The 15934-nt window shown below is 71.8% G+C and carries 13 protein-coding genes and 2 pseudogenes; 9 read left to right on the top strand and 6 right to left on the bottom strand.

Features of this window, described 5'->3' with window-relative positions:
* Positions 1–2 precede the first annotated feature (2 nt).
* The 8 genes from ACVHNB_RS22625 to ACVHNB_RS22590 all read left to right on the top strand — a co-directional run bounded on the left by ACVHNB_RS22625 (position 3) and on the right by ACVHNB_RS22590 (position 9085).
* A complete protein-coding gene (locus ACVHNB_RS22625) occupies positions 3–839 on the top strand; it encodes a carbohydrate ABC transporter permease (protein WP_428956889.1) in 837 nt (278 codons plus the stop codon).
* A 4-nt stretch (positions 840–843) separates the two neighbouring features.
* Positions 844–1458, top strand: a complete 615-nt coding sequence (locus ACVHNB_RS22620; protein ID WP_428956890.1) for a hypothetical protein — start codon at positions 844–846, stop codon at positions 1456–1458.
* A 56-nt stretch (positions 1459–1514) separates the two neighbouring features.
* Complete coding sequence (locus ACVHNB_RS22615) at positions 1515–3332, top strand: glycoside hydrolase family 2 protein (protein ID WP_456225716.1); 1818 nt, start codon at positions 1515–1517, stop codon at positions 3330–3332.
* Between the two features lie 219 nt (positions 3333–3551).
* Positions 3552–5168 carry an ABC transporter substrate-binding protein gene (locus tag ACVHNB_RS22610; RefSeq protein ID WP_456225715.1) on the top strand — a complete coding sequence of 539 codons (1617 nt, stop codon included), beginning with the start codon at positions 3552–3554 and terminating at the stop codon, positions 5166–5168.
* Entirely contained in the window at positions 5165–6139 is a 975-nt protein-coding gene (locus ACVHNB_RS22605; protein ID WP_428956893.1) for an ABC transporter permease, read from the top strand. Before ACVHNB_RS22610 ends, ACVHNB_RS22605 begins: the two co-directional genes overlap by 4 nt.
* Positions 6136–7032 (top strand): ABC transporter permease, encoded by an 897-nt coding sequence (locus ACVHNB_RS22600; protein WP_456225714.1) that lies wholly within the window; start codon positions 6136–6138, stop codon positions 7030–7032. The genes ACVHNB_RS22605 and ACVHNB_RS22600 overlap by 4 nt, the downstream gene beginning before the upstream one ends.
* Entirely contained in the window at positions 7029–8066 is a 1038-nt protein-coding gene (locus tag ACVHNB_RS22595) for an ABC transporter ATP-binding protein (RefSeq protein ID WP_456225713.1), read from the top strand. Before ACVHNB_RS22600 ends, ACVHNB_RS22595 begins: the two co-directional genes overlap by 4 nt.
* Complete coding sequence (locus tag ACVHNB_RS22590) at positions 8063–9085, top strand: ABC transporter ATP-binding protein (RefSeq protein ID WP_428956896.1); 1023 nt, start codon at positions 8063–8065, stop codon at positions 9083–9085. The genes ACVHNB_RS22595 and ACVHNB_RS22590 overlap by 4 nt, the downstream gene beginning before the upstream one ends.
* Before the next feature lie 86 nt (positions 9086–9171).
* Here the strand turns inward: ACVHNB_RS22590 and ACVHNB_RS22585 are convergent, their stop codons facing one another.
* From ACVHNB_RS22585 to ACVHNB_RS22570, 4 genes and pseudogenes are all read right to left on the bottom strand, one after another.
* On the bottom strand, positions 9172–10380 hold the full coding sequence (locus tag ACVHNB_RS22585) for an amidohydrolase (protein ID WP_428956897.1): 1209 nt from the start codon (positions 10378–10380) through the stop codon (positions 9172–9174).
* Between the two features lie 52 nt (positions 10381–10432).
* Positions 10433–10861, bottom strand: a complete 429-nt coding sequence (locus tag ACVHNB_RS22580) for an FCD domain-containing protein (protein WP_456228928.1) — start codon at positions 10859–10861, stop codon at positions 10433–10435.
* 81 nt (positions 10862–10942) lie between these two features.
* A pseudogene (locus tag ACVHNB_RS22575) lies at positions 10943–11077 on the bottom strand (GntR family transcriptional regulator); the annotation flags it as partial.
* A gap of 77 nt (positions 11078–11154) precedes the next feature.
* Positions 11155–12648 (bottom strand): annotated as a pseudogene (locus tag ACVHNB_RS22570) (chlorohydrolase family protein); the annotation flags it as partial.
* A gap of 238 nt (positions 12649–12886) precedes the next feature.
* On the opposite strand from ACVHNB_RS22570, the gene ACVHNB_RS22565 reads away from it, so the two are divergent.
* Positions 12887–13543: a GntR family transcriptional regulator gene (locus ACVHNB_RS22565; protein ID WP_428956899.1), complete on the top strand. Its 657-nt coding sequence runs from the start codon at positions 12887–12889 to the stop codon at positions 13541–13543.
* An 18-nt stretch (positions 13544–13561) separates the two neighbouring features.
* Here the strand turns inward: ACVHNB_RS22565 and ACVHNB_RS22560 are convergent, their stop codons facing one another.
* Positions 13562–14839 carry an MFS transporter gene (locus tag ACVHNB_RS22560; RefSeq protein WP_428956900.1) on the bottom strand — a complete coding sequence of 426 codons (1278 nt, stop codon included), beginning with the start codon at positions 14837–14839 and terminating at the stop codon, positions 13562–13564.
* Positions 14840–14945: 106 nt separating this feature from the next.
* A complete protein-coding gene (locus tag ACVHNB_RS22555) occupies positions 14946–15827 on the bottom strand; it encodes a carbamate kinase (protein ID WP_456225712.1) in 882 nt (293 codons plus the stop codon).
* Positions 15828–15934 lie beyond the last annotated feature (107 nt).

The following is a 15934-nucleotide window of genomic DNA, read 5'->3' as shown; positions in this document are numbered from 1 at the left end:
CGATGAACATCGCCATGAAGCGCTGGCTCCCGCACACGGTCGTGGCCGTCGCGCTGCTCGTCCTGCTCTATCCACTGGTCTGGCTCCTCGCCACGTCCCTCAAGCCGGCCGACGAGGTACTGACCAGCCTCGACCTGTGGCCCAGCCACCTGGAGTGGTCCAACTACACGACGGCCCTGGACGGAGTGTCGGGCATCTCCGTCACCCGGCTCCTCGGCAACAGCCTGCTGATCGCGGGCGGCGCCGTCCTCGGCAACGTCCTGTCCTGCTCGCTGGCCGCGTACGCCTTCGCACGGCTGCGCTTCCGGATGAGCAAGGTGATGTTCGCCTTCATGGTGGCGACGCTGATGCTCCCGCACCATGTCGTGCTGATCCCGCAGTACATCATCTTCAACAAGCTCGGCATGGTGGACACGTACTGGCCGCTGATCCTGCCCAAGTTCCTCGCGACCGAGGCGTTCTTCGTCTTCCTCATCGTCCAGTTCATGCGCGGCCTCCCGCGCGAACTGGAGGAGTCCGCCCGCATCGACGGCTGCGGCGCCTTCCGCACCTACTGGTCCATCACGCTGCCGCTCAGCCGGCCCGCGCTGATCACGACGGCCATCTTCACCTTCATCTGGACGTGGAACGACTTCTTCACGCAGATGATCTATCTGTTCGCGCCGGACAAGTTCACCATCACGCTGGCCCTGCGCAGTTTCGTCGACCAGTCCAGCACCTCCGCGTACGGCCCCATGTTCGCGATGTCGGTGATCTCCGTCCTGCCGATCGTGCTGTTCTTCTTCGTGTTCCAGCGCTATCTGGTGCAGGGCATGGCCACCTCCGGGCTGAAGGGCTGACCTCATGACTCAGGCCACCTCCGTACCGCCCGGGCGGCGCCGGGAACCCGGCGAGGTCTTCGGGTCCGGCTTCAGCCTCTTCGCCGACATGCTGCTCGTCGGCCTGCTCACCAGCGCCGCCTGCCTGCCGGTCGTCACGGCGCCGGCCGCGTTCGCCGCCGCGTCGGCGAGCCTGCGGCGGACCGCGGGCACCGGTGTCCAGATCAGTTTCAGTGCCCACGTCGGCGAGTTGCGCGCACGACTGTCCGCGCGCGCCCTGGCCGTCGGCCTTGTCCCGCCGCTGCTCGTCGTGGTCCTGCTGACCGACACCGCACTGCTGCGCAGCGGGCTGCCCGGAGCCGGTGTCATGGCACCCGCCCTGGCCCTGCTCGCCCTCGGCGTCTCGGTCGTGGGACTGCGCGCGACCGTGCTGGAGGCCCCGCACCAGCTGTCCGCACGGGAGGGACTGCTCCGCTCGGCCGCCGATCCGCGCGGCTCCCTCATGCTGGCCGGCGCGGTGCTCCTGTCGGCGCTCCTTGCCTGGTCGATGCCGCTGATGGTCCCGCTGCTGCCCGGGCCGCTGGCGTTCGCCGCCACCGTCGTCGACCTGCGCGCTACATCGGGCCGGCCGGAGAGCTGAACCGCACGGCGCCCTCCTTCCGCCGTGACCACGTACGACACCACTGGAGTTCACGCATGCCCCACAGCCACCTGGACGCCGCCGGTCACCCGAGGCCGCAGCTGGTCCGCGACCCCGACTGGCGTGACCTGAGCGGTCCGTGGCAGTTCGCCCACGACGACGCGGACCGCGGCCGCTCCGGCCGCTGGATGGACCCGGACACCACCGAACCCTTCACCCGCGTCATCACCGTGCCCCACCCGCCCGAGTCCGAGGCCTCCGGCATGGGCGACACCGACTTCCACCCCGTGCTCTGGTACCGGCGCACGATCACCGTGCCGAGGCCGGCCGCGGGCCGACGCCTGCTGGTGCACTTCGGAGCCGTCGACCACCGGGCCGAGGTCTGGCTGAACGGACACCCGGTGGGCCGTCACACAGGCGGGCACACGGGCTTCACCTGCGACCTCACCGACGCCGTCGTCGAGGACGGCGAACAGGTCCTCGTGGTCCGGACCGAGGACCAGCCGCTCGACGCCGCGCAGCCCCGCGGCAAGCAGGACTGGCGGCGCGACCCCCACGTCATCTGGTACCACCGCACCTCCGGGATCTGGCAGCCGGTGTGGCTCGAGGACGTCCCGGACCAGCACGTGAGCGTCCTGCACTGGACGCCCGACGTCGCCCACGCCCGCGTCCGGTGCCGCGTCCGCCTCGCCGCGTGGCCGAAGCGACCGCTGCACCTGACGGTGCGGCTCACCCTGGGGGACCGGGTCCTCGCCGAGCAACGGCTGCTGACCGACCTGCAGGAGACCGCGTTCGACATCGCGGTGCCCGCCCTGGGGCACGGGCAGGACCTCGACGACCTGCTCTGGAGCCCCGAGCATCCGCATCTCGTCGACGCGACGGTCCTCGTGAGCGAGAGCGCCGACGGCGCCGACGACACGGCCGTCGACCGTGTCGCCTCCTACCTCGGCCTGCGCGACATCGGGTGGGACGACGGCGTCTTCCTGCTCAACCACAAGCCGTACTTCCTGCGGTTCGCGTTGCAGCAGGGCTACTGGCCCGCGTCGCACCTGTCGGCCTCCGCCGACGCGCTGCGCCGCGACGCCGAACTGGCCAAGGACATCGGTCTCAACGGGCTGCGCATCCACCAGAAGATCGAGGACCCCCGCTTCCTCTACTGGGCCGACCGGCTCGGGCTGATGCTGTGGGAGGAGATGCCGTCGGCGTACGCGTTCGGCACGACGACCGTCGAGCGGGTGGTCGCCGAATGGACCGAGGCGATCTCCCGGGACCTGAGCCACCCCTCGATCGTGGCCTGGGTGCCGGTCAACGAGTCCTGGTCCGTCCCGAACCCGGCGCTCGTGCCCGAGCAACGGCACTTCATGGACGCCCTCTACCACCTGACCAAGGCCCTCGACCCCGCGCGCCCGGCGGTCTCGAACGACGGCTGGGAGATCTCCGCCGCCGACATCTGGGGCGTGCACGACTACACCCAGCACGCGGAGGTGCTGCGCGAGCGCTACGCACGCGGCCCCGGGCGGCGCGGCGAGATCGTCGAGCGGTGGCCGGGCGCCAAGCGGCTCCTCCTGGACGGTGTGCGTCACCAGGGACAGCCCGTGGTCCTCAGCGAGTTCGGCGGGGCCACCTTCGAACCGGCCGAGGGCGCCGAGTGGTTCGGCTACGACACCGTGGCCACGAAGGAGGACTTCGCCGCGCGGCTGGAGTCCCTGGTGCGGGCCGCGGTGGACTCGGGTCTCGCGGGCTTCTGCTACACCCAGTTCACGGACACGGAGCAGGAGATCAACGGCCTGCTGACAGCGGACCGCCTGCCGAAGATCCCGGTGGCCGACCTGCGCGACATCCTCACCCGGACCCGCTCCCTCGGCTCGGACTGACCCGGCCCGCCAATCGGTATACCAAAGACTCGAAGACGTAACGATCACCCTCCTCGCGCGTGCCGACAATGCCCCTGTTTCGTAGCGATATTTGGGGCGTAGGGCGACAGAACCTCCTCGCTGTCCAACTGGCGAAACAGTGGTTCGGTATACCGTGTCGCCCCAATGGCGCGGCCCGACCGGGCGTGCGCCCCTGCTCGTGTAAGGAGGTGTGGTCCCGTGCGTCATCTCCCCGCCGTGCTCGCGGCGGCCGCATTGCTGACGTTCGTCACCGGCTGCGGCTCCCTCGCGCCGCCCGGTGAACAGACCGCCGCGGCGCCCCGGCTCGCCGACACGCGACCCGTCCGCGACGGCGGCACCGCCGTGATCGCGCTCAAGTCCGACCCCGACATGCTCGACCCCAGCCTGACCAGCACGCTCGTCGCGCGAACCGTCTTCACCTCCATGTGCGAGCAGCTCTACGACGTCGACCAGCACAACCGCTTCGTGCCGCAACTGGCCGCGTCCCTGCCGAAGATCACCAACGGCGGCCGGACGTTCACCTTCGACGTGCGCCGCGACGCCCGCTTCAGCGACGGCGCCCGGCTCGACGCCAAGGCGGTGAAGACCTCCCTCGACCGCCACCTCCACCTCGCCGGATCAGGCCGCGCCTCGGAGATCGACTCGGTCGAGAAGGTCGACGCCGTCGGCCCCTACACCGTGCGCCTCACGCTCAAGCACGCGGACACCCCGCTGCTCGGCCGCCTCGCCAACACCGCCGGCCTGATCATGTCGCCCAAGGCGCTCGCCACGTACGGCAAGAAGTTCGCCGCTCACCCGTCGTGCGTCGGACCGTTCAAGTACGACAAGCGCGTGATCGGCGACCGGATCGAGCTGAAGAAGGACCCGCTCTACTACGACGCCGACAAGGTCCACCTCGACGGCGTCGTCTACAAGACCATCACCGACGGCAACATCCGCCTGGCCAACCTCCGCTCCGGCGACGTCCAGATCGGCGACCAGATGGGCCCGGTCGAGGTGCGCAGCGGCATGGGCGACAAGGACCTCCAGCTCCTCAACACGCCCTCGCTCGGCTACATGGCGATCACCCTCAACGTCGGCAACAGCGACGGCATCAACCACAAGCCCGGCCGCGTCGACACCCCCTTCGGCCGCGACGTGCGCGTCCGTGAGGCCTTCGACCTCTCGCTGGACCGCGAGCTGATCAACAAGGTCGTCTTCCAGGACATGTACGAGCCCGCCTGCTCGCCGGTCCCGCCGGGTACCCCGCTCAGCACCCCCGTCACCTGCCCGAAGCGCGATGTCGCCAAGGCCGAGCGGCTGTTGAAGGAAGCCGGGGTGAAGACGCCCGTCCCGCTCGAGTTGATGATCAACACGACGCCGGAGGACAACCGGCTCGGCCAGGTCGTCCAGTCCATGGCCAAGGAGGCGGGCTTCGCGGTGAAGCTGCGTCCCACCGAGTTCGCCACCGGCCTGACCCGCACCCTCGCGGGCGACTTCCAGGCCCGCACCGGCGGCTGGGGCGGGCAGCCCGACCCGGCCGGAAACATCGACAGCCTCGTCGGCACCACCGGCAGCAACAACCAGGGCAAGCTCTCCGACCCCGACATCGACCGGCTCATCGCGGCCGGACGCAGCACGGCGGACGTGGCGAAGCGCCGCGAGATCTACCGCGAACTCACCGCCGCGATCAACCGCCAGCACGGGGTGATCTACCTCTACCGGAACATCAACTACGCCGTCGCCTCCCAGGACGTCAGCGGCATCAAGCTGTCCGGCGACGGCCTCATCCGGGTCAAGGAAGCCGGTTACGTGAAGGCTGGTGGCCAGGGATGACGACCGCACGCAGACTCCTGACCTCCTACCCCGGACGCCGCGTCGGACAGGCCCTGCTCACCATGGTCCTGGTCAGCATCACGGTGTTCGCGGGCGTGCGCGCCATGCCCGGTGACACCGCCCAGGCGCTCGCCGGCGAGCAGACCTCCCCGGAGGTCCTGGCCGCCATCCGCGAGGAGTACGGGCTCAACGACAACATCGCCGTCCAGTACTGGGACTACCTACGCCACGCCGTCACCGGCGACCTCGGCACCTCCGCCCGCAGCGGCCTGCCCGTCCTGGACTCCATCCTCGACGCCCTGCCCATCACCCTCGAACTCGCCGCGCTGGCCCTGTTGCTGGCCGTCGTGCTCGGCATCGGCGCGGGCATCGTCGCGGCCGTGCGCCGCGGGCGCCCCGAGGAGTGGCTCGCGAACGCGCTCGCGCTGCTCGGCATGTCCGTGCCGACGTTCTGGCTGGGCATGCTCCTCGTCCTCGGACTCGCCATCGCCGTACCGGTCTTCGCGGCCTCCGGATTCGTGCCGTTCGGCCAGGACCCGATGGAGAACCTGCGGCGCCTCGTCCTGCCCGCGATCGTGCTCGGCTCGGGCCTGGCCGCCGTCGTCATGCGGCAGACCCGGGCGGCCATGCTCGACGCGATGAGCTCCGACTACGTGCGCACCGCCCGCGCCAAGGGCCTCTCGCAGCGCTCCGTCATCGGCTCGCACGCGCTGCGCAACTCGCTGGTCACCGTCATCACCGTGCTCGGCCTCCAGCTCGGCCAGCTCATCTCCGGAGCCGTCGTCACCGAGCAGGTCTTCGTCCTGCCCGGCTTCGGCAAGCTCACCATCGACGCGGTCTTCACCCGTGACTACGCGATGGTGCAGGGCGTGGTGCTGTTCACCTCGGCCGCGTACATCCTGATCAACCTGCTGGTCGACCTCCTCTACTCGGTCGTCGACCCGCGCATCCGGCTGGGAGGCTCCCGATGACGGCCGTCGACACCGCCGCCGCGACACCCGCGGCCCCCGCCGAGCGGACCCGCGGCCGCGCCGCCGACGCCTGGCGCACGCTGCGCCGCAACCGGCTCGCCCTGACCGGCGCCGTCCTCGCGACACTCTTCGTCCTGGTCGCCGTCTTCTCGTCGCTGCTGACGCCCTACGACCCGGCGGCGCCGGACTTCGACCAGGTGCTGGCCGCGCCCAGCTGGTCGCACTGGCTGGGCACCGACGACCTGGGGCGCGATCAGCTCTCCCGGGTCCTGGTCGGAGTGACCGCGTCGATGCAGGTCGGCGTCCTCGCCGTGGTGCTGGCCTTCGTGGTCGCCGTACCGCTGGGCCTGCTCGCCGGCTACTACGGACGCCTCGCCGACACGGTGGTCTCCCGGATCACCGACACCATGCTCGCGTTCCCGTTCCTGGTCCTGGCCGTCGGACTCGCCGCCGTGCTCGGCCCGTCGCTGAAGAACGCCACCATCGCCATCGGCATCTCCCAGATCCCGGCGATCGTGCGCATCACGCGCGCCGAGACCCTGCGCCTGAAGCATCTCGACTACGTGGACGCGGCCGTCGCCAACGGCGCGGGCAACGGCACGGTCCTCTTCCGCCACATCCTGCCCAACGCGACCTCGGCACTCATCGTGCAGGCGACCGTCGGCGTCCCGTCCGCGATCATCGGTGAGGCGGTGCTCAGCTTCCTGGGCCTCGGCGTCCAGCCGCCGTCCCCGTCGCTCGGCGTGATGCTCTCCAGCGCCCAGCCGTTCATCGCCGACGCCCCCTGGATGGCGGTCTTCCCCGGCATCGTCATCGTGCTCGCCACACTGGCGTTCAACCTGCTCGGCGACGGCGTCCGCGACATCCTCGACCCCCGTGGAGGCTCCCGGTGACCCTCACCGAACCGTCCCCGACCCGCCTGGGCGAGGGGCAGCCCGTGCTCAGCGTCCGTGATCTGACCGTCTCCTTCGAGGGGCCGGACTCCACGGTCCACGCCGTCGACGGCGTCTCGTACGACCTGAGGGCCGGCGAGGTGCTGGCCGTGGTCGGCGAGTCCGGCTGCGGCAAGTCCGTCACGTCGATGGCGGTCATGGGCCTGCTCCCGTCGACCGCGCGCGTCGGCGGCTCCATCACCCTGGACGGCGAGGAGCTCGTCGGCGCGAGCGAACGCACCCTGCGCTCGCTCCGCGGCCGCCGCCTCTCCATGATCTTCCAGGAACCGATGACGTCCCTGAACCCGGTGCTCACCATCGGGCGGCAGATCACCGAAGTCCTCGTCCGGCACCAGAAGCTGAGCAAGAAGGACGCCCGCGCGCGGGCCGTCGAACTCCTCGACCTGGTCGGCATCCCGGCCCCGGACCGCCGGATCGACGAGTACCCGCACCAGCTCTCCGGCGGCATGCGCCAGCGCGTGATGATCGCCATCGCGGTCGCCTGCGACCCGGCCGTCCTCATCGCCGACGAGCCCACCACCGCCCTCGACGTGACCGTTCAGGCGGGCATCCTCGACGTACTGAAGTCGCTGCGCGACCGGCTCGGCACCGCGATCGTGCTCATCACGCACGACCTCGGTGTCGTCGCCGAGACCGCCGACCGGGTTCTCGTGATGTACGCGGGGCGTCCCGTCGAACAGGCCTCGGTGGACGAGCTGTTCGCCGCGCCCGGCCACCCGTACGCACGCGGTCTGCTCGGTGCCGTGCTGCGGCCCGGCAGCCGGACGGCCGAGGGCCGCAGCCGGCTCAACGAGATCCCCGGTCTCGTCCCGGACCTGCGGACGCAGCCGGACGCCTGCTCCTTCGCGCCGCGCTGCGCGTTCGCCCAGGACGACTGCCGCGCCGGCCGCCCGCTCCTGAGCTCCCTGACCGGCACCCACCAGATCGCCTGCCACCACCCGGCGGCGCCCACGTCCGAGGAGGCAACCCGATGACCGGCACGGACACCCCGGTGCTGGAGGTCCGCGCACTGCGGCGCCACTTCCCGGCGGCGACCGGCACCGTCCGCGCCGTCGACGGCGTCTCGCTGACCATCGGCCCCGGCGAGGTCGTCGGCCTGGTCGGTGAGTCGGGGAGCGGCAAGTCGACCGTCGGCCGCTGCGTGGTCCGCCTCGACCAGCCGACCGGCGGCGAGGTAGTCCTCGACGGCACCGACGTCACGACGCTCTCGCCCCGCGCGATGCGGCCGCTGCGCAAGAAGGTCCATCTGGTCTTCCAGGACCCCTCGTCGTCCCTCAACCCGCGTATGACGATCCGTCAGATCGTTGCGGAGCCCATGCGGCTGCACGGCATGGCGAGCAAGGCGGAGGCGGCGCGGCGCGTCGACGAACTGCTGCGCCGGGTCGGACTGCGCCCGGAGCTGGCCGACCGCAACCCCCACCAGCTCTCCGGCGGCCAGCGCCAGCGGGTCTCCATCGCGCGCGCCCTGTCCGTCGAACCCGCCCTGCTGGTCGCGGACGAGCCGACGTCCGCCCTCGACGTCTCCGTGCAGGCCTCCGTCCTCAACCTGCTGTCGGACCTCCAGCGCGAGCGGGGCTTCGGCTGCCTGTTCATCACGCACGACCTGGCGGCGGTCGAGTACCTCGCCGACCGGATCGCCGTGATGTACCTGGGCCGGATCGTCGAACAGGCCCCCGCGGCCGAGCTGTTCGCCGACCCGAAGCATCCGTACACCCAGGCGCTGCTGTCCGCGGCGCCGGTCCCGGACCCCGCGGAGCAGCGCGGCCGCAGCCGCATCGTGCTCGGCGGCGACCTGCCCAGTCCGCTGGACCCGCCGCCGGGCTGTCACTTCCACACCCGCTGCCCGCTGGCCACGGACCGCTGCCGCACCGAGGCGCCGGCCCTGCGCACCCTCCCGTCGGCGGAGCCGGGCGGCGCGCCGCGCGAGGTGGCCTGTCACCTGGTGGCGGAGGACGGCACGGCGCCGAACGCCAAGGAGACGGCAAGCGTCTGAGGCGGTGAGCGCAGACGAAGGGCCGGACCACCGTCGAGGTGGTCCGGCCCTTCGCACGGGTCGGGTCGGGCCGGTCGGCCCGGGGATCAGCCGACCAGCTGGAGCTGGTCCGCGACGACCCGGCCCGCGTGGATCACGGTGCGGTCCGTGCCCCGGTCCATGACGGCCGCGGCCACGCTGTCACCGTCCACCAGGACGAGATCCGCGGCGTCGCCGACCGCCACGCCCGGCCGGTCCGCGGTCGAGGTGAGCCGCTCCAGCGACGGGTCGAGGATCGCGGCACCGCCCCGGCTCGCGACCGCCCAGCAGTGCTCGATCAGCTCGTCCGGGCGGTAGCGGTTGGTGAACGCCAGCTGCCAGGTGCGGTCGAGCATGTCGCCGTTGCCGTACGGCGACCAGTAGTCGCGCTGTCCGTCCTCGCCCAGGCCCACACGGACGCCGGCCCGCGTGAGGTCCGCCAGCGGCAGCGCGTGGGACTGCTGCGCGGGCGCGATGGTCGCCATCGACACGTCCAGCTCCGCGAACTCCTCGATGAGGCGGCGCCGGGTCGCCTCGTCGACGGTGCCCAGCTCGTAGGCGTGCGACAGCGTCACCTTGCCCTGCATGCCGAGCGCACGCGTGCGCTCCAGGATCAGGTCGGTGCTGAACACGCCCAGGTGGCCCGGCTCGTGGAGGTGGATGTCGACCGGCGCCTGATGGCGCTCGGCGAGGTCGAAGACGATGTCGAGGTGGCGCACCGGGTCCCGGTCGAGGGTGCACGGATCGATGCCGCCGACGACCGCGGCGCCGGAGGCCAGCGCCTGGTCCATCAGCTCCGGAACACCCTTCTCCAGGAGCAGGCCGGCCTGCGGGAACGCCATGATCTCGACGTCCGCCCGGTCCTTGTGGGCCTCCTTGGCGGCCAGCACGCCCTCGAACCGCTCGAGCCCGCAGTCGGCGTCGATCTGCGCGTAGCTGCGCACCCGCGTCGTGCCGCGCTCGATCATGCGGCCCAGCAGGTTGGTGGCCCGCTCGGCGACCGGCGGGTCCTCGCGCCAGTGCTCACGGTCGTTCGACATGAGGCCCCACACCCCGGGCGTCCCGGTGTGCGGGCGGAACGGCAGCCCGATCCGGTTGGAGTCGAGGTGGCAGTGGACGTCCGAGAAGGACGGCATGGCCAGGCGGCCACGACCGTCGACGCTCACCCCGTCGTCCGCGCGGGCCGGGTCGTGCGGCAGCACGGACGCGATGCGGCCCTCGCGGACGTAGATGTCGGAGCTGTCGCCGCCCCAGGGGCGGACGTTCCTGATGAGCATGAGTGGTGACTCCTTGCCGTTCTGTACAGGTGAGGAAGGGGGATCGGGGGGGCTACTCGGCCGGCAGCACGTCGGCCAGCGTGGCGAGGGAGGGGGCGCGCCCCCTCTCGATGTGGGTGTACGCGAGGGCGGCGGCGAGGTCCGGCAGGCCGGAGTGGATCGCCGCGCAGATGTCCTGGTGCTCGGAGCACTGCACGCGCTGGTCGCGGTCCCCGGTGAGCGTGAACACCCACTGGACCAGGCCGAGGGAGGGCTGCAGCGTGGTCCGCAGCATCCGGTTGCCCGTGAGGGCCACGATCTCGGCGTGCAGCGCGGTGTTGGCGGCCGGGATCTCCCGCACCGCCGCGCGCCGGGTGGCGTCCTCCGCGGCCTCCATCAGCTGACGCAGCCGTACGGTGCTCCCGCCCGCGGCGGCGACCTGCGCGGCCCTGCGGGCGGCCAGCACCTCCAGGCTGAGCCGGAGGTCGAACAGTTCGTCCACGTCGCGCAGGGTGAGCCGGCGCACCGATGCGCCGCGGCGCGGGGAGAGCTCGACGAGGCCGTCGGCCGCGAGCCGGGACAGCGCCTCGCGCACCGGGACGCGCGAGTACCCGAGCGCCTCGGACAGGTCGCGCTCCCGCAGCCGTGCGCCGGGCGGATGGACGCCCGCCAGGATGGCGGCACGCAGGGTCCGCGCGACACGGTCGACGTGGGACATACCGCCGTCCTCGGCTCCTCGAAGGCCGGGAACGTGGGCGGGAAGAGCGCGTCGGCGCCGCGTCCGAGCACGTCCCGCTCGCCGTAGGCCGCCCGCATCGTGTCGAAGAGTGCCTGGGCGCGGCGCCGCAGCGCCTCGGTGTCGACGCCGGGCAGCGCTCCGTCGACGAGGACGGGGCGGCCGTTCACCACGGAGTGCGTGGCGCTGCGGGCACTGCCGTTCAGGAGCAGGGTCCGCACGGGATCGTCGAGGACGCCGTCGCGGATGTCGTCGAGCCGGAACGCGACGAGGTCGGCGCGGGCGCCGGGTTCCAGGCGGCCCAGGTCGTCGCGGCCCAGCGCCCGCGCGCCGCCGAGCGTGGCGGCGTCGACGTAGGCCTCGGCGGGCGCGGCGTCGGCCCGTCCGTCGACCACCTTGGCGAGGTGCACGCCGGTGTCCATGCCCCGGACGAGGTCCGGCGGGAACGAGTCGGTGCCCAGGCACAGGTTGATCCCGGCGCGGCGGTACGTGCCGAAGGAGTGCAGCACGCTGCCGTACCGCAGCGAGGTCTGCGGGCAGTGCACGACGGAGACCCCGGCGGCGGCGAGCGTGGCCAGGTCGCCGAAGTCCTCACCGTGCACCGAGGGGTGGCGGTCGATGACGATGCCGTGCGGCACCAGGAGCCTGGTCCCCAACAGGCCGACGCGGTCCAGGAGTTCGAGCGGCGTGCAGCCGTGGAAGCGGCGCACGAGCGCGCGTTCCAGCGTCCCCTGGAGGCAGTGCAGGCGCACCGGGACGTCCCGGCGCGTCGCGAGATCGGCGGTGGCGCGCAGGAGTTCGGGGGTGAGCGTCTCGATGCGGCACGGCAGCAGGGCGCCCCGCACGAGCGGGTCGGCGAGGTCGTCGACGTGGTCGAGGAAGCGCTCGGCGTCCCGCAGCCCGGCGCGGCCCCGCTCCTCGTCGAACACGACGTCGCGGTGTCCGTCGGGGTGGACCACGTGCACTCCGGAGCGGTAGCTCGGTCCCAGATAGCCGCGCAGCCCGATCCGCCGGGAGGCGTCGGCCATGGCGACGAACTCGTCGAACGTCTCCGCCCATGCGCTGTGCACCTCGGAGGCGATCGGCATGTACGTGGTGATGCCGTGCAGGGCCAGTTGCACCAGGGCGTAGAAGCGGATCACCGAGCGCTCTTCGGGCGTGAACACGTCGCGGCTGCGGGCGGCGTACTCCCGCGACCACTGGAGTCCCGGGGCCCGCTCGGGCGAGGCCCAGGAGTCGAGGAGGAGGTGGTCGATGTCGCCCAGCGCGTCGAGATCGATGAGCCCGGGCATGACCAGGCGGTCCCCGAGGTCGAGGTCCTCGTCGAGCGGGCCGGTCCAGCCGCGCCCGACATGGACGAGCGTGTCGTCCTCCCAGACCACCTCGCCGTCGTGCAGCAGGACGTGGTGCCCGTCCTGGTGGGCGAGGACGTGGGCGGCACGCCAACGGGTACGCACGAAGGCCCTCCTGGCGGTCGCTCGCCGGGCGGGAGCCCGGCCATCGGCATCGGCTGCGGTACGGCCGTCGGCCACGCGCCGATGCGACCCTAACATTTGGCATACCAAGATGGAGCGCCGTGTGGTTTCGGTCGGTAAGAATGTCCGGCTAAGCGGTAATTGGCGCATGAGAAAGGGGGCTTCCTTGTGTCATTCGGTATACCGTGAAGCGAGATGCTGGAGCGCCTCCGGATCTCGACGCTCCGCATACGGTCACGACGTCACCGGGCCCCGCCCGTACCCGGCTCGGCAGGGAGCGGATCGCCCTCGCGACCTGCGATGCGAGAATGACGGCATGACAGGCGCTGAGGAATTCACCCCCGAGTCGGAGCGGGTCATGCGCACCCTGCGTGACCAGATCATCGACGGGACGAGGGCGCCCGGCAGCAAACTGGTCGAGCGCGAGATCGCCGCCGAGCTGGACGTGAGCCGGCTGCCCGTCCGTGACGCCCTGCGCGACCTGGTCAACGAAGGGCTCGTGACGCCGCGTCCGCGCACCTGGGCCGTCGTCCGGGAGTTCACCGCCTCCGACATCTCGGACCTCGGCGAGGTCCGGTCCGCACTCGAGGTCCTCGCGTTCCGGCTCGCCGCTCAGCGCCGCACGCGTGCCGGTCTCGCCAAGCTTCGCGTGGACCTCGACGCCGAGCTGGCGGCCGCCGCCAAGGGGGACGGCGCGGCGGCCCGCCGGGCCGCCGCCGACTTCCACGAGACCGTCACCGAACTCGCCGACAACGCCCTGCTCGACGAGCTCAACGAGACCCTGCGCAGCCGCATGCGCTGGCTCCTCGGGCAGCACGACGACTTCGCCGTCGTGGCCGGTGAGCACCGCGAGCTCTACCGGGCGATCGAGGCGCGGGACGTGGCCCGCGTCGAGGAACTGGCCGTACGGCACCTGGAGACCAGCGAGACCGTGGCCGCGGAGCACCAGCGCAGGGCGACGGCGGAGCAGTAGCCGCCGGGCGGGGGAGTGTCAGGCGCCGCTTCCGCCGTAGCGCGGGAGGCCCGGCATCCGCAGGGCGAGGACGGCCAGGAACGCGACGAGGAGCAGTGCGCTGAGGAAGGTGGTCGTGGCCACCCCCGCGTACTGCGCCGCCGCGCCGAGCCCCAGCGACGACAGGGGCATCACGCCGATGGCCAGTTCCTGGACGCCCAACGCGCGGCCCTGGACCGACGGTTCGGTCGTCATCAGCAGCAGCGTCGTCTGCAGCACGCCGAACGAGGCGCTCAGGACACCGATCCCCGCCATCAGCGCGAACGAGACCGCGACCTGATGCGACAGGGCGAACAGCGCCCACAGGGTGGCCCACCCGGCTGTCCCGAACACGAACAGGCCCCCCTTGAAACGGAAGTCGCCGAGTGCGGCGATCACCAGGGAGCCGACGAGTCCGCCGACGCCGCCGCAGGTCAGCAGCCAGCCGAGGCCGTCGGCGTCCAGCCCGAGCGACTCCTTGGCGAAGACCGGCATGAACGCCTGGTGGATCGGCCACAGCAGGACGTTCGCCGCGAGCGTGACACCGAGGACGGCCGCGGTCAGCCGGCTGCGCAGGACCGTCCGCAGCCCGGTGACGAGCATGGCGACCACCGGTTCGGCGGGAGCGTCGCGCCGGGCGGCGCGGTCCGCATGGCGCAGCGGCCAGAGGGCGAGCAGGGACACCGCGTACCAGGCGCTGGAGATCCACAGGGCGGCCGGGGCACCGAACGCGCTGATCATGGCGCCGCCGAGCGCGGGTCCGACGACCTGCGTCATGTTCATCGCCATCGCGTTCAGTGCGTTGGCATTGCTCAGATTGCGGCGGCCCACCAGGTGCAGGACCAGCGCGGACCGGGAGGGCTGCGAGGGCGACTGCGCCAGACCGATGGCGAGACCGCCCAGCACCAGGGCCCAGTAGGGCACCTGGGTCAGGGACTCGAGCCCCGACACGGTGACCGCCGCGGTCAGCGCCCAGACGCACGCCACGGTGAGCAGCCGGACGCGGTTGTAACGGTCGGAGAGGACCCCGGCGAACGGCCCCAGGAGCATGGGCGCGAGGCGCGCCGCGGTGAAGACGGCGAGCAGCAGCTCGGAGCGCGTCGTCTCGAAGACGATCCACCCCAGGACCATCGTCTGGATCCACGCCCCGCCGAAGAAGAACACGTTGGACACCCACAGGGCGCGGAACCCCGGGCTGTCACGGAGCGAGGCGAACGGCCCCGTCCGGCCGACGGCTGGGGGCGACGGGGGTGCGACCATCGGGTTCTCCCGCGGCACGGTGCTGCTCCTCTCCCGGAGGGCGCGTGTCCCCGCCGGTGCGTCCGGTCGGAGCACGGCCACCGGCTCTCCATTGGTATACCGAATAGCCTGTAGCGTCCGTGCCTCACTGCTGGACGTAGACGATGCCCTCCGGCACGTCGGACCGGATCTCCGTGCCGACCCGCCGCTCCATCAGGTCGTCCAGGCGCTCCAGGGGGCCGATCAGCGCGCGGCCGCCCGCCTCGGCGACCCGCACGGCCGCGTCGACCTTCGGCTTCATCGAGCCCTCGGCGAACGCCAGCCGGGCGAGACCCTCCGGTGACGCGGTGAGGATGTCGCGCTGTTCGGGGGTGCCCCAGTTCTCGCTGACGAAGTCGCCGTCGGTGAGCATGATCAGCATGTCGGCCTTCAGCCCGGCGGCGAGCGCGGCGCTGGCCGCGTCCTTGTCGACCACGGCCTGCACGCCGATCTGCCGGCCCTTGGCGTCGGTGCGCACCGGAACGCCGCCGCCGCCGACGCAGACCACGAGCGTGCCGTGGTCCAGCAGATTGCTGACCAGCGGCGCCTGCATGATGCGGAGCGGCTCGGGGGAGGGGACCACGCGCCGGAACGCCCCGCCGTCGCGGGCGATCGTCCAGCGGTACTCGGCCGCGGCCTCGGCGGCGTCCTGCGCCGAGTAGGTCGGACCGATCAGCTTGGTCGGACGCTCGAAGGCCGGGTCCGCCTCGTCGACCTCGGTCGTGGTGATGACGGCCGCCACCTCGCGTTCGCCGACCAGCGCGTTCGAGAGCTCCTGCTGGATGACGTAGCCGATCATGCCCTGCGTCTCCGCGCCGAGGATGTCCAGCGGGTACGCCGCCACGTCCTGGTAGGCCAGGTTCTGCAGGGCGAGCAGGCCGACCTGGGGACCGTTGCCGTGCGTGATGACGACCTCGTGCTCACGGGCCAGCCCGGCCAGCGCCTGGCATGCGCAGCGGACGTTGGCGCGCAGGTGGTCCGCGGTCATGGGCTCCCCGCGCCGAGCGAGAGCGTTTCCTCCGAGGGCGACGACGATGCGCATGCGTAGGTCCCTTGCTGGTACTTGTGTTCGCTTACGAGAGGCTGAATGGTATA

Source organism: Streptomyces sp. YJ-C3, assembly GCF_053891275.1.
The sequence above is the reverse complement of the archived record's forward strand: the minus strand, read 5'-3'. Positions and strand labels throughout refer to the sequence as shown.